This window comes from Pseudoalteromonas sp. N1230-9 (genome assembly GCF_032716425.1).
Classification (GTDB): domain Bacteria; phylum Pseudomonadota; class Gammaproteobacteria; order Enterobacterales; family Alteromonadaceae; genus Pseudoalteromonas.
Genome location: NZ_CP090419.1, coordinates 2,460,636 through 2,475,447, shown reverse-complemented (window position 1 = coordinate 2,475,447; position 14,812 = coordinate 2,460,636). Strand labels below are relative to the sequence as shown.

General features: G+C 41.3%; 11 protein-coding genes and 5 tRNA genes. 13 read left to right on the top strand and 3 right to left on the bottom strand.

The genetic code is table 11. The features are described 5' to 3' along the window. Window positions 1–49 precede the first annotated feature (49 nt). Both LY624_RS11525 and LY624_RS11520 read right to left on the bottom strand, forming a co-directional pair. Window positions 50–781, bottom strand: a complete 732-nt coding sequence (locus tag LY624_RS11525; RefSeq protein WP_237118209.1) for a UDP-2,3-diacylglucosamine diphosphatase — start codon at window positions 779–781, stop codon at window positions 50–52. Window positions 782–835: 54 nt separating this feature from the next. Continuing rightward, window positions 836–1,327, bottom strand: coding sequence for a peptidylprolyl isomerase (locus tag LY624_RS11520; protein WP_062569843.1), 492 nt, complete (start codon window positions 1,325–1,327; stop codon window positions 836–838). A gap of 177 nt (window positions 1,328–1,504) precedes the next feature. Here LY624_RS11520 and cysS point away from each other — a divergent pair, with 177 nt between their 5' ends. Together cysS and LY624_RS11510 are read left to right on the top strand one after the other, a co-directional pair. Next, complete coding sequence (cysS, locus tag LY624_RS11515) at window positions 1,505–2,884, top strand: cysteine--tRNA ligase (RefSeq protein ID WP_341803031.1); 1,380 nt, start codon at window positions 1,505–1,507, stop codon at window positions 2,882–2,884. 139 nt (window positions 2,885–3,023) lie between these two features. Then, window positions 3,024–3,899 carry a DMT family transporter gene (locus LY624_RS11510; RefSeq protein WP_130150568.1) on the top strand — a complete coding sequence of 292 codons (876 nt, stop codon included), beginning with the start codon at window positions 3,024–3,026 and terminating at the stop codon, window positions 3,897–3,899. A gap of 55 nt (window positions 3,900–3,954) precedes the next feature. Here LY624_RS11510 and folD read toward each other — a convergent pair whose 3' ends face one another. Continuing rightward, complete coding sequence (folD, locus tag LY624_RS11505; protein ID WP_054553151.1) at window positions 3,955–4,809, bottom strand: bifunctional methylenetetrahydrofolate dehydrogenase/methenyltetrahydrofolate cyclohydrolase FolD; 855 nt, start codon at window positions 4,807–4,809, stop codon at window positions 3,955–3,957. Between the two features lie 327 nt (window positions 4,810–5,136). Here folD and LY624_RS11500 point away from each other — a divergent pair. The 11 genes from LY624_RS11500 (at window position 5,137) to ppiD (ending at window position 14,806) form a co-directional block, all read left to right on the top strand. Further along, window positions 5,137–5,213: transfer RNA gene (locus LY624_RS11500), tRNA-Pro, on the top strand. A 50-nt stretch (window positions 5,214–5,263) separates the two neighbouring features. Then, window positions 5,264–5,340: transfer RNA gene (locus tag LY624_RS11495), tRNA-Arg, on the top strand. A gap of 23 nt (window positions 5,341–5,363) precedes the next feature. Beyond that, window positions 5,364–5,439 (top strand) — tRNA-His (locus LY624_RS11490). Between the two features lie 16 nt (window positions 5,440–5,455). Further along, window positions 5,456–5,532, top strand: a tRNA-Pro gene (locus LY624_RS11485). Window positions 5,533–5,656: 124 nt separating this feature from the next. Next, a tRNA-Pro gene (locus LY624_RS11480) sits at window positions 5,657–5,733 on the top strand. 366 nt (window positions 5,734–6,099) lie between these two features. Beyond that, complete coding sequence (tig, locus tag LY624_RS11475; RefSeq protein WP_062569848.1) at window positions 6,100–7,404, top strand: trigger factor; 1,305 nt, start codon at window positions 6,100–6,102, stop codon at window positions 7,402–7,404. A gap of 274 nt (window positions 7,405–7,678) precedes the next feature. After that, entirely contained in the window at window positions 7,679–8,296 is a 618-nt protein-coding gene (gene clpP, locus LY624_RS11470) for an ATP-dependent Clp endopeptidase proteolytic subunit ClpP (protein ID WP_062569849.1), read from the top strand. A gap of 135 nt (window positions 8,297–8,431) precedes the next feature. Beyond that, complete coding sequence (gene clpX / locus LY624_RS11465) at window positions 8,432–9,715, top strand: ATP-dependent protease ATP-binding subunit ClpX (RefSeq protein ID WP_341803030.1); 1,284 nt, start codon at window positions 8,432–8,434, stop codon at window positions 9,713–9,715. Window positions 9,716–9,858: 143 nt separating this feature from the next. Further along, window positions 9,859–12,219, top strand: coding sequence for an endopeptidase La (gene lon / locus LY624_RS11460; RefSeq protein ID WP_130150583.1), 2,361 nt, complete (start codon window positions 9,859–9,861; stop codon window positions 12,217–12,219). 211 nt (window positions 12,220–12,430) lie between these two features. Beyond that, window positions 12,431–12,703 (top strand): nucleoid-associated protein HU-beta, encoded by a 273-nt coding sequence (gene hupB / locus LY624_RS11455; RefSeq protein ID WP_054553319.1) that lies wholly within the window; start codon window positions 12,431–12,433, stop codon window positions 12,701–12,703. A 201-nt stretch (window positions 12,704–12,904) separates the two neighbouring features. Further along, window positions 12,905–14,806 (top strand): peptidylprolyl isomerase, encoded by a 1,902-nt coding sequence (ppiD, locus tag LY624_RS11450; protein WP_341803029.1) that lies wholly within the window; start codon window positions 12,905–12,907, stop codon window positions 14,804–14,806. Window positions 14,807–14,812 lie beyond the last annotated feature (6 nt).

Genomic DNA, 14,812 nt, shown 5'->3' with positions numbered 1-14,812 from the left:
CGCTTTTTTAGTAAAAACTCTATTCAAGCATAGTCAAAGTTTCTACTATTTAAAGTGGCGCGCTGATTAGTTCCTGACTAGCAGGTGTAACCCTTAGATATGACCCTTGCTCATACCAATCTCCGAGTACGGTGCGGGTCAGTGTGTTATTATTTATGCTGTAGTGATGTACGTTGGGTCTGTGTGTATGACCGTGGATCATATTAACAACCTGATGCTTTTCAAACATCGCTAATACCGCATCTTCAGTCACATCTAGAATTTCTAACGCTTTGCCAGCTTGGCTTTGTTTTGATTTTTCGCGAGCATTACGGGCAATTTTTTTGCGATACCAAAGCGGCATAGCAAGCATTAATTTTGGCCACCACCAACCACGGCTTTTTTTACGAAACTTTTGATATTCAACATCTTGGGTGCACATTTCATCACCGTGCAAGATAACTGTTGGAGTACCATATAAATCAATAACAACTTGTTCAGGTAATAAAGTCATACTCGCGCTTTTTGCATAGTCTTCTCGCATAATAAAATCGCGATTGCCATGAATAAAAAACACCTCAGTTCCACTTTCACTTACTTGGCTTAAACGTGCGGCAACATTGATTGAAAGGTCAGTTTGATAGTCATCACCGACCCATACTTCAAAAAAGTCGCCCAAAATGTACAGTGCATCAACGTCATCATTAATAATCTTGTTATCAAGAAAATCAAAAAATGCTGCTGTGATATCAGGGCGGTTTTCTGTTAAATGGAGATCGGCAATAAAATAACTTTGTTTCATGGTTACTCGCAAAAAAGCGGGCAAAGGCCCGCTTAAAAAGACTAAACGATTAAATTAGCTAACCGTTACTTTTTCGATGATTACATCTTCAAGAGGTACGTCTTGGTGGAAACCAGCACTGCCAGTTGCAACACCTTTGATTTTGTTAACCACATCCATACCCTCAACAACTTCTGCGAACACGCAGTAGCCCCAGCCTTGTGATGTTTCACTGCTGAAGTTTAAGAAGTCATTGTCGTTAACGTTAATGAAGAACTGCGCAGTCGCTGAGTGTGGATCCGGCGTACGTGCCATTGCTAATGTGCCTACTTTATTTGCAAGGCCATTATTAGCTTCGTTTTCGATAGGGTTGTTTACTTCTTTTTGAACCATACCAGGCTCAAAACCACCGCCTTGTACCATAAAACCATCAATTACACGGTGAAAAATAGTACCGTTGTAAAAGCCAGAGTTTGCATACTCTAAAAAGTTTTTAACTGTGTTTGGTGCATCGCTTTCGTGCATCTTGATGGTGATGTCACCAAAGTTTGTGTGTAGTACAACCATGAGGTTTCCTATATCTGGTTTAATAATGGGTCTATTTTATAGTAGTTGACTTGGATTAACAAAGAGCTTGTTGAGACAGATTAACAAAGTGCTTATTCAATTGATAAAGCGCTAGAGCAGCGGCTTTGCAAGTGTTACCATAAAGAATCTCAAAACACCGTTAAGGACATTTTATAAATGGTACAAATTTACAACACACTTACGCGACAAAAAGAGCAGTTTAAACCCCTTGTTGATGGCAAAATCGACATGTACGTGTGTGGTATCACCATTTATGATTACTGTCACATCGGTCATGCTCGTACATTCGTCGGTTTTGACGTGATTGTTCGTTATCTTCGTCATATTGGTTATGACTTAAAATACGTTCGTAACATTACAGATGTTGACGATAAAATTATCAAGCGTGCTAATGAAAATGGCGAGTCAATTAATGATTTAACGACTCGTATGACCAAGGCGATGCATGAAGACTTTGATAGCTTAAATATGCTGCGTCCGGATGTTGAGCCAACGGTGACAAACCACATGGATGAAATCATCGTGATGGTTGAGCGTTTAATTGCTAAAGGCCATGCGTATGTTGCAGCAGACGGCGACGTATTGTTTGATGTATCTACATTTGAACAATATGGTGCCTTGTCGCAACAAGACCTAACCATGCTTCAGGCTGGTTCACGCGTTGAAGTTGCACAAGATAAGCAAGATCCACTTGATTTCGTACTTTGGAAAAAAGCTAAGCCCGGTGAACCATCATGGTCATCACCATGGGGGGAAGGGCGTCCTGGTTGGCACATCGAATGTTCGGCAATGAGCTCTAAACACCTAGGTGAGCACTTTGATATTCACGGTGGTGGTTCAGATCTACAGTTCCCGCACCATGAAAACGAAATTGCTCAGTCATGCTGTGCAAATAACGGTAAATACGTGAATACCTGGATCCACACAGGTATGGTACAGGTTAATAAAGAGAAGATGTCTAAGTCATTAAACAACTTCTTTACCGTGCGTGATGTATTAAAAGAGTACGATGCTGAGTCAGTTCGTTACTTCTTAATTTCAGGTCATTACCGTAGCCAGCTTAACTATTCACAAGAAAACCTTGAGCAAGCGCGCTCCTCTCTTGAGCGAATTTACACTGCACTGCGCGGCGTAGCGCCAATTGAATGCGATTTAGCAGGTAATGAATTTGTGGCTAAATTCAGAAAGGCGATGGATGATGACTTTAACACACCTGAAGCACTACCTGTATTATTTGAGTTAGCAAAAGAGCTAAACCGTGTTAAAGACAGCGATGCAGAGCAAGCAGGTAAGCTAGCTTATGTACTACGCAGTGTTTCAGAGGTATTAGGTGTAGCACAACAAGACCCAGAAGCTTTTTTACAAGGTGGCCAAGCTGATGACGAAGTAGCACATATCGAAGCGTTAATCGCAAAACGTAATGAAGCCCGTGCTAGTAAAGATTGGGCGGCGGCTGATGAAGCCCGTGATGCATTGAATGCGCTTGGTGTGGTACTGGAAGATTCTGCTGGTAAAACAACATGGCGCAAAGCATAAGTATCAATCGAAAAGTTGCATATCAAAAGGTTGCCAATATCGGCAACCTTTTTTGTTTTTAGAAATTTATTTTTTATATTGACCTCAACTAAAGTTGAGGTTTTACCTTGGCGTTACTTTGCTTTAACAAGGACTGACTTTGAATATCTTACTTGCCATGATCCCTGCCTTTTTATGGGGTACCACTTACGCAGTGACCAAATATGCCACACCAGATTGGCCACCATTGTTATTAGGCGCAGTGCGTGCATTGCCAGCGGGGCTATTACTTTTATTACTCAAGCCAAGTTTACCGACCCGTTCACAATGGCTCAGCTTATTGACCTTAGGTGCTGTGAATATAGCGCTGTTTTTTGCTTTTATTTTTATTATGGCAGTGAACCTTCCAGCAGCGATTGCAGGTGTTGGTATGGTATCAGTTCCTGTGGTGGCACTTTTATATGCATGGTTTGTAAAAGGGCAGCGACCAGCACGAATACAAGCTATCTGTGCGGCAGCACTTGTTGTGTTAGCCTGGCTGTTATTTGATCCTACCTATGTTGCACTGAATGTACTTGGCGTTGCAGCTTTATTTGGTGCCTTATTTACTATTGTAATTGGTAGTACTTTAGTACAAAGCTTATCGGTTCATATACATTGGTGGGTTGTACTGACATGGCAGTTAATCATTGGCGGCACTATTTTGTTATTGGCTGCGTTTATTGATGGCAGTTTTATACACCCAGAGCACTATCAAGTGGTGTTTTCACCTATTTCAACATTGCAATACGCTGCATTGCTTTGGTTGATAATACCTAACACGGCTATTGCCTATATACTGTATGTGTGGTTATTAGGGCGTATGACTGTTGCCGAGTTTTCATTCGGGACAATTGCAAACCCAATTGCGGGCATCGTATGTGCTGTTATTTTACTTAGCGAGCAGTACCAAGATTGGCAATACTTGATTATGGCTATGATGATCGTATTTTCAGTACTGCCACAGATGTTGAAAGTTATTCGTTCTAGTAGATAAAAAGCATAAACAAAAAGGGCTGCCAATTGGCAGCCCTTTTTACATAACTTAACGTTTAGCTGTGATATTTTTCACATGCTTCAAGCGTGTTTTCGATTAAGCTTGCCACAGTCATTGGGCCAACACCACCAGGTACTGGTGTAATGAAATGTGCTTTTTGTTCAGCGATATCGTATTCAACATCACCAACAAGCTTACCCGATTCAAGGCGGTTAATACCTACATCGATTACGATAGCGCCTTCTTTAACCCAATCACCCGGAATAAACTCAGGTTTACCAACCGCAACAACTAATAAATCAGCGCGGCGAACATGAGTTTCTAAATCTTGAGTAAACTTATGACATACCGTTGTTGTACAGCCTGCAAGTAAAAGCTCAAGTGACATAGGGCGACCAACAATGTTTGATGCACCAACCACGACTGCGTGCATACCTTTATAGCGAACACCAGTAGAGTCGAGTAGGGTGATGATACCTTTCGGCGTACAAGGGCGAAGTGCCGGCATACGCTGCGCTAAGCGACCAATATTATACGGGTGGAAACCATCAACGTCTTTATGAGGGGTAATACGCTCAAGAATTTTTTCAGCATCAAGGCCTTGTGGTAAAGGTAATTGAACTAAAATACCGTCTACTTCTTTGTCTTCGTTTAGTTGGTCTATTAATGCAAGTAAATCTTGTTCAGTGGTGTCGCCAGGTAAATCATAAGACTTAGATACAAAGCCGACTTCTTCACATGCTTTACGTTTAGAACCAACATATACTTGGCTTGCTGGATCTTGACCTACTAACACGACTGCGAGTCCTGGAGCACGTAATCCGTTCGCTACACGCTCTGCAACGCGTTCTGCTACATTGCTGCGTACTTGTTTAGCTATTGCCTTACCATCGATGATGTTTGCCGTCATGGGTGACCTTTCATTGGGGTTAGTTAACTTGATACTGATACATTTAAATATGATTATCCGATAAAGGGGTGTGGATAAATAAATCATATTTATTTTATGTTGCGTATTTTCGCAGAAAAGCATCATAGCGCCAAGATGCAATCTTATATAAAGCGTCGATTTATAAAAAAGAGTCCAAATTTTAGCTTATATTTGCAATATTTAACCATTATGAACTAAAAGTGACCGATTGAATTATTTTCTTAAAAAAATGTTTGACCTAACCCAGCCAAATCACTATTATGCACCCCGTTGTTAACGAGGTCACTCGCAAACAATAGTAAGCATCGGCGATTAGCGCAGTTTGGTAGCGCACTTGGTTTGGGTCCAAGGGGTCGCAGGTTCAAATCCTGCATCGCCGACCACTTCTTCTTTAAGAAGCGGCGCTTACAGGCAAACTTTTGAAGTTTTCGATGCGCCCGTAGCTCAGCTGGATAGAGCAACGCCCTTCTAAGGCGTTGGTCGAAGGTTCGAATCCTTCCGGGTGCGCCATTTGAAAATATGTAAATGCCGTGGTGATTGTAGCTCAGTTGGTAGAGCCCCGGATTGTGATTCCGGTTGTCGTGGGTTCGAGCCCCATCAGTCACCCCAATTTACTCTAAGATATCGGCGATTAGCGCAGTTTGGTAGCGCACTTGGTTTGGGTCCAAGGGGTCGCAGGTTCAAATCCTGCATCGCCGACCACTTTTAGAAAGTTAAAGGTCAAAGGACGATTGGTTTGGGTATATCCAATTCAGTCGAAGGTGCAAATTTTGCATCGCCGACCATTTTCTTAAATGGTCTTTATTTTCAAAACTTCTCTCAGTATCGGCGATTAGCGCAGTTTGGTAGCGCACTTGGTTTGGGTCCAAGGGGTCGCAGGTTCAAATCCTGCATCGCCGACCACTTATAAAACTTTTAAGCTTTAATCCCTCATTAAAAGCTTCTTAAATTCATATTTCATATCTTCAAACCAGCTTAATTCATCGTTGTTATTTTACTGAGTTCGTTTTTTACGCATTTGAACACTGATTGCTGCTATATACGCCAAATAATTGCCCCCTAGACTCGACTATCATAAATATTAGGTTATAATGCCGCGTCTATTGTTTAACATAGTGCCCATAGAGGCAAAGCAGCAATGGTATCTCATGGTTACAATGCGCCGTTTTAAGTTGAAATTTTCAGCGTTAAAACTTGCTATCACTCATAGAGATCACCTTGTTTGTAAGGAAGGCGAACAGTCGCCAAAATTGAAGATTGAGGTAAATCATGCAAGTTTCTGTTGAGACGACTCAAGGCCTTGAGCGCCGTCTGACCATCACCGTTCCTGCAGAGAACGTTGAGACTGAAGTAAAAAAACGCTTACAACAACTGTCTAAAACCCAGCGTATCGATGGTTTCCGTCCTGGTAAAGTACCAGCGTCTATCATCAACAAGCGTTACGGTGCAGCAGTACGTCAAGAAGTTGCTGGCGAATTAATGCAACGCAACTACATTGAAGCAATCGTTTCAGAGAAAATTAACCCAGCAGGTGCACCTACTTTCGCTCCTAAAGCGTTAGAAGCTGGTAAAGATTTAGAATTCGATGCAACTTTCGAAGTTTACCCAGAAGTTGAAATTCAAGGTTTAGATAAAATCGCTGTTGAAAAACCAGCTGTTTCTGTAACTGATGAAGACTTAGCTAACATGCTAGAAACGTTACGTAAGCAACATGCTTCGTGGACTGAAGTTGACGCAGCTGCAGGTGAAAATGACCGTGTAACTATCGATTTCGTTGGTTCTATCGACGGTGAAGAGTTTGAAGGCGGTAAAGCTGAAGACTTCCCTCTAGAACTTGGTCAAGGTCGTATGATCCCAGGTTTTGAAGACAACATCGTTGGCAAAAAAGCGGGCGAAGAAGTTGTTGCTGAAGTAACTTTCCCTGAAGAGTACCACGCTGAAAACCTTAAAGGTAAAGCGGCTTCTTTCACAATCACTGTGAAGAAAGTTGAAACTCAAGAGCTCCCTGAGCTTAATGATGAGTTCGCAACTAAATTCGGTGTAGCTGAAGGCGGTGTTGACGCTCTTAAAGAAGAAGTTAAAAAGAACATGACGCGTGAGCTTGACCAAGCGGTTAAAGCTAACGTTAAAGACCAAGCAATCAAAGGTCTTTTAGAAAATAACGAAATCGAAGTGCCAAAAGCGCTAGTAGATCAAGAAATTGATGCTCTACGTCAGCAAGCTGCACAACGTTTCGGTGGCGACGCTAAAAACATGCCTGAGCTTCCAGCTGAGCTTTTCCACGAGCAAGCTATTACTCGCGTTAAAACTGGCCTATTATTAGGTGAAGTTATCAAGGCGAACGAGCTTAAAGTTGATGATGCTAAAGTTGAAGAGCTAATCGCAACGGTTGCTTCTGCATATGAAGATCCAACTGAAGTTGTAGAATACTACAAAGCAAACGATCAGCTTATGCAACAAATGCGCAACGTTGCTATGGAAGAGCAAGCGGTTGAAGCAATTCTAGCTAAAGCAAACGTGACTGACGTTGAAAAAGCATTCGACGACATCATGAATCCACAGCAAGGTGCTTAATAAGTCATTGACTTAAGCTCTCGCTAGCGATTAAATGGCTCGTGTTACTCTGTATTTATACAGCGTACCCGGGCCATTTTAGTTTGTGGATATTAGTTTCACAAAAACCAACAATGCTGATGTTATTACAGAACTTTGTTCGACGAGGATTGAATTTGTTCTGATAAGTTCCTATATAGTTTAAAAGATTAGATAGATAGCTTTATTAATATTAGTATAAATGTGCTTTCCTTATTGTAAGGATGAGTCGCAGCGGATAAGGAATTAAACAAGAATGAACAGCGGTATGATAGACCCTCTAAACGCATTAGTCCCTATGGTTGTTGAGCAAACAGCGAAAGGTGAGCGCTCATATGATATATACTCTCGTCTTTTAAAAGAGCGCATTATTTTCTTAACTGGCCAAGTTGAAGATAACATGGCAAACCTGATTCTTGCGCAAATGCTATTTTTAGAATCAGAAAACCCAGAAAAAGATATTTATCTTTACATTAATTCGCCAGGTGGTTCAGTGACTGCTGGTATGGCAATTTACGATACAATGAATTTTATTAAGCCAGATGTAAGCACAATTTGTGTTGGTCAAGCAGCAAGCATGGGTGCATTTTTGCTATCTGGTGGTGCTAAAGGTAAGCGTTTCTGTTTACCAAATTCACGTGTCATGATCCACCAACCATTAGGTGGTTTCCAAGGTCAGGCATCTGATTTTGAAATTCATGCGCGTGAAATTCTGTCAATTAAAGATAAGCTAAACCGTTTAATGGCTGAGCATACGGGTCAACCTTTAGATGTTGTATCGCGCGATACCGACCGTGATAACTTCATGACTGCCAGTGAAGCAGTTGAATATGGCTTAGTCGACTCGGTATTCACGAATCGTGAAACTAAGTAATCTGAATAGCTAGTAATTACGTATTATTAGCTATCACCCTTTACTATGCGAAAACTAAAAATCTTTGATATAGTTACACATAGTGAATTAGCAGCAGATAGATGCTGCTACCAACGTAATAAAAGAGGTAGCTGAATGTCTGACACTCCTACAGACGGCGACAAAAGTAATAAATTGTTATACTGCTCTTTTTGTGGCAAAAGCCAGCATGAAGTACGCAAGTTAATTGCCGGTCCTTCAGTATACATTTGTGATGAATGTGTTGAGCTGTGTAACGATATTATCAGGGAAGAAATCAAAGACATTGCGCCTAAGCACAACGCGTCTGATAAACTGCCTGTACCAAAAGAGATTCGTAATCACTTAGATGACTATGTAATTGGCCAAGATCACGCGAAGAAAGTGTTATCTGTTGCAGTTTACAATCATTACAAGCGTCTACGTAATCAAACTATCAACCCAGATATCGAACTGGGTAAAAGTAATATCTTGCTAATTGGTCCTACGGGCAGTGGTAAAACACTTCTAGCTGAGACAATGGCACGTTTACTTGATGTACCATTTACTATGGCTGATGCGACTACGCTAACTGAAGCCGGTTATGTAGGTGAAGACGTTGAAAATATCATTCAAAAGCTACTGCAAAAGTGTGATTACGATGTAGAGAAAGCACAACGTGGTATCGTTTATATTGATGAAATTGATAAAATTTCACGTAAATCAGATAACCCGTCAATCACCCGCGACGTGTCTGGTGAAGGTGTTCAACAAGCTTTACTTAAATTAATCGAAGGTACGGTTGCATCAGTACCACCACAAGGTGGTCGTAAGCATCCGCAGCAAGAGTTTTTACAAGTTGATACATCTAAGATCTTATTTATCTGTGGCGGTGCATTTGCAGGCTTAGATAAAGTGATCGAGCAGCGTAGTCATAAAAACACAGGTATTGGTTTTGGTGCTGAGGTTAAAAGCTCATCAGGAAGCCGCAGCTTAAGTGAGACATTTAAAGATGTTGAGCCAGAAGATCTTGTAAAGTATGGTTTAATCCCAGAGTTTATTGGTCGTCTACCTGTTGTTGCAACACTAACAGAACTAGATGAAGCCGCGCTTATTCAAATCCTTAGCGAGCCTAAAAATGCGTTAACAAAACAGTTTTCAGCACTTTTCGCGATGGAAGATGTTGAGCTTGAGTTCCGTGAAGACGCTTTATCAGCGATTGCACATAAAGCAATGGAGCGTAAAACAGGTGCACGTGGCTTACGCTCGATTGTTGAAGGTGTGTTACTCGATACTATGTATGAGCTGCCATCAATGGATGAAGTAAGTAAAGTCGTTATTGATGAAACAGTGATAAAAGGTGAGTCTGATCCAATTTTGATTTACCAAAGTGGTAATCAAGACAAAGCAGCATCAGAGTAATCTTTTGATAGTTTAAATATTAAGCAGTTAAGCATTAAAAAGGAGCCAAAGGCTCCTTTTTTTATAAATTTGTTGAACTTTCCCTTACATATCCCCATATACTTGAGTAATCTTTAAAATAAATGAAGTGCGAAGAGAATATAATGACGCTTGAGAGAACAGATCGAGTCGAAATCCCCGTGTTGGCACTGCGCGATGTCGTGGTCTATCCACACATGGTGATCCCGCTTTTTGTTGGTCGTGAAAAATCAATAAAATGCCTAGAAGCGGCGATGGACAAGGACAAACAAATTTTCCTAGTGGCGCAAAAAGACGCCTCAGTTGATGATCCGCAGCAAGATGATATTTACCGTGTTGGTACAATTGCCACAGTACTTCAGTTATTAAAGCTACCTGATGGCACCGTTAAAGTGCTTGTCGAAGGAACACAACGCGCAAGTGTAGAGAAGTTTCTAGATAATGATGATTTCTTTGTTGCAGAAGCGCAGTTTATTGAATCAAGCCATATCGACGAGCAAGAACAAGATATCTTCATCCGCAGCGCAATTAGCCAGTTTGAGGGCTATGTAAAGCTAAATAAGAAAATTCCACCAGAAGTACTTACTTCTGTGTCAGGGATCGATGAAGCTGCACGTCTGGCTGATACTATGGCGGCACATATGCCACTTAAGGTACCTGAAAAGCAAAAAGTGCTTGAGATTGCCGATGTAACAGAGCGTCTTGAGTACTTAATGGCGTTGATGGAAGGCGAGATAGATTTATTGCAAGTTGAGAAGAAAATTCGTACCCGCGTGAAAAAGCAGATGGAAAAATCGCAGCGCGAGTATTACCTCAACGAGCAAATGAAAGCCATCCAAAAAGAACTAGGTGAGCTTGATGATGTACCGGATGAATTCGAAGCGCTGAAAAAGCGTATTGAAGAGTCGGGCATGCCAAAAGAAGCACAAGAAAAAGCGAACGCTGAGCTTGCTAAGTTAAAAATGATGTCGCCAATGTCGGCAGAAGCGACTGTTGTGCGCTCGTACATTGATACACTAATCAATGTGCCTTGGAAAAAACGCTCAAAAGTGAAAAAAGACTTAGCGGGTGCGCAAAAGATTCTAGATACCGACCATTACGGCTTAGATAAAGTGAAAGAACGCATTATTGAGTATCTTGCTGTGCAGCAACGTACCAATAAGTTAAAAGGCCCTATTTTATGTTTAGTAGGACCTCCAGGTGTGGGTAAAACCTCATTGGGTCAGTCAATCGCCCGCTCTACAGGCCGTAAATATGTACGCATGGCATTAGGTGGCGTACGTGATGAAGCTGAAATCCGTGGTCACCGCCGTACTTACATTGGCTCTATGCCTGGTAAGTTAATCCAGAATATGACCAAAGTGGGTGTGAAGAACCCATTATTCTTATTAGATGAAATTGATAAGATGTCATCGGATATGCGCGGAGACCCTGCTTCAGCATTACTTGAGGTACTCGATCCAGAGCAAAATAGCCATTTTGCTGATCATTACCTCGAAGTGGATTACGACTTATCAGATGTTATGTTTGTTGCCACCTCAAACAGCTTTAACATCCCAGGTCCATTACTTGATCGTATGGAAGTGATTCGTTTATCGGGTTATACCGAAGATGAAAAGCTAAACATTGCTAAGCAACACTTAATTCCAAAACAAGTGAAGCGTAATGGTTTAAAAGAGTCTGAGGTTGAGATTGCAGACAGTGCGATTATTGGCATTATTCGTTATTACACACGCGAAGCGGGCGTTCGTAACTTAGAACGTGAAGTATCAAAACTATGCCGTAAAGCAGTTAAGAATATCCTGCTTGATAAAGGCACCAAAAAGGTACTTATTGACGAAAACAACCTTGAAGAGTTCTTAGGTGTACAACGCTTTGACTATGGCAAAGCAGAAGACGGTGACCGAATTGGCCAAGTAACGGGCCTTGCGTGGACTGAAGTAGGTGGAGATTTACTGACTATCGAATCAGCTGCCGTACCAGGTAAAGGCAAGCTAACTTATACTGGTTCGCTTGGTGATGTAATGCAAGAGTCAATTCAGGCAGCGATGACGGTTGTTCGTAATCGCGCTGAAAAGCTTCGCATTAATAGCGACTTTTATGAAAAGCGTGATATTCATGTGCACGTACCTGAAGGTGCAACGCCAAAAGATGGCCCAAGTGCGGGTATTGCCATGGTGACAGGTTTAGTATCGAGCTTAACTGGGAACCCAGTACGCTCTGATGTAGCCATGACTGGTGAAATTACGCTACGTGGTGAAGTATTACCAATTGGTGGCCTTAAAGAAAAGCTACTTGCAGCACATCGTGGTGGAATTAAAACCGTTATTATTCCAAAAATTAACGAACGTGACTTAAAAGAGATCCCTGATAACGTATTAGAGGGCCTTGAAATTCACCCAGTTACTTGGATTGATGACGTTTTAAAACTGGCTTTAAAGCACCCAGTTGAGAGTTTTTCTGTCGAAACTGAAAAAAACCAGTAAAAAACCGCAAAAAAGTGCATTTAGGGGCTTTTCAAATACCAAAGGTATGATAAGTTAAGCACTAGTTTTCAAGCCTAGGCCTTATGTGGCCTAGGGTTGAGAAAAATATAATAAACTGAGCATAAACTTAATTTGCTCATAAATTTTCAAAACAGTGATGTTAATTTAAAAACAATCGCTCTTGATAATAACAATGAAAGAGGATGATATTGTGAATAAATCTCAATTAATCGATCAAATCGCAGCTGATGCTGACATTTCTAAAGCGGCTGCTGGTCGTGCACTAGATTCATTCATCGAGGCTGTTTCAGGCGCTCTTAAAGATGGCGATTCAGTGGCGCTAGTTGGCTTTGGTACTTTCTCTGTACGTGAGCGCGCAGCACGTTCAGGTCGTAACCCGCAAACTGGTGAAACTATCCAGATTGCTGCAGCAAACATTCCTTCTTTCAAAGCAGGTAAAGCGCTGAAAGACGCAGTAAACTAATCAACACACGATTAGTTAGGTGAAAGATACTTAATTGCACTTAGATCAAATTAAGTATCTTAGCGCCAGTTACTTCAAGTGGAAAAGCGTATCTGGTAAGATACGCTTTTTTTACATGAGCAGGGTTGATACCAAATCCGTAATGATACCTCATTAGGCTAATTGGTATAATTTTTACCTGATCAGAATAGAGATAAATAAATGCTTGAGAAAATCAGAGAAGGTTCGCAGGGACCTGCAGCCAAAATTATTTTAGGCGCGGTGATTTTATCTTTTGCTTTAGCTGGGATTGGTGGTTATTTAGGACAAACCACAGAGCAGCCCGTTGCAGAAGTAAATGGAGTTAAAATTAGCCAAACCGAGTTCAGCCGTGCGTACCAAAACGAACGCAGTCGTTTAGAGCAACAATTTGGTGAATACTTCGCACAAATCGCTGCTGACCCAAATTATATGGCGCAAATTCGTCAAGGCGTAATTGACCGTTTAGTACAACAAGAATTGCAAACTCAACTAGCGGCAGAATTAGGTCTTCGCGTCAGTGATGAAAGTATTCGTAAAGCTATTTTAGAAATGCCTTACTTCCAAGTTGGCGGCCAATTTAGCAACGATCGTTACTTACAAGTTATTCGTCAAATGAACTTCCAGCCAGATGCTTTTCGTGAGTATTTACGTGAAGATATGACACGCAGCCAATTGGTTGGTGCAGTGGCGGGTAGTGATTTTGTTTTAGAAAACGAACTGAACAATAGCGTAGCGCTACAACAGCAAACACGTAGCATTGATTATGTGGTGGTTGATAAAGAGTCTTTGCAAGAGGGTATCGAAGTATCTGAGCAAGAGATTGCAGATTACTACGACTTAAACCAACCGCAATTTTTGTCGCCAGAGCAAGTATCAGTAAGCTATATTGACCTAAATGCAGCAAATCTTGAATTAGATTCAAGTGTCTCTGAAGATGACGTAAAAGCATACTATGACCAAAACAGCGCACAATACGTTGAGCCTGAAAAACGTCGTGTTTCGCATATCTTAATTGATAACAGTGAAGATGATGATGCCGCAAAAGCGAAAGCTGAAGAGCTATTAACACAGCTAAATAACGGTGCTGATTTTGCTGAATTAGCTGAATCATCATCTGATGATGTTGTTAGCGCTGAAATGGGTGGTGATCTAGATTGGATTGAACGCGACATGATGGACCCCGCGTTTGAAGACGCAACTTATGCTCTTGAAAATAAAGGTGACATTTCAGGCGTTGTAGAATCAGAATTCGGTTATCACATCATTAAGCTTACTGACATCCAAACACAGCAAGTAAAACCGTATGCAGACGTAAAAGATGAACTTCGCGCTGAACTTGAACGCTCTAAGAAAGTTAATGCGTTTTATGAGAAGCAAACTCAAATGGGTGAACTTGCGTTTGAAATTTCAGATACTTTAACAGATGCTGCAGATGTAGCTGGCGTAGAAGTACAAAAAACGGAACTTGTTACACGTAATGCATTACCTGAACCGCTAAACAACCCTCAAGTAGTTGCTGCCATTTTCTCACCTGAAGTGTTAGAAGATCGCATGAACTCAGAAGTGATTGAAGTCGGTGATGAGCATGCTATCGTTGTGCGTGTAAACGATCATAAAGCGGCTACAACTAAACCGCTAGAAGAGGTTTCTGAGCAAATCAAAGCAACATTAGTAGCACAAAAAGCATCAGAACTTGCTAAAGAAAAAGCACGTACTCTGTATGCTGATATTGAAGCTGGAAAGAGCTTAAATGATGTAGCAACGGCTGAAGGACTAACTGTTCGTCAAGAAGCTGCGCTTGCTCGTCAAGCTTACACGGTGTCGCCTGCAATTGTTCAACAAGCATTTAAAATGGCACACCCTAAAGATCAGCCAGTTGTTGATGTTGTTGACCTAAGCAATGGTGATACAGCAATTGTTGCATTAAAAGCTGTTAATGAAGCACCTAAAGCTGAAATTAATGAGCAACAAAAGCAAAATATCACCATGGCTCAAGTGAATAAAAACTACATGGTATTTATTGCTGCACTTAAAGCGCAAGCTGATATTCAGGTACCAAAAGTGGTTCAAGCTGCTGAATAAGTAGCA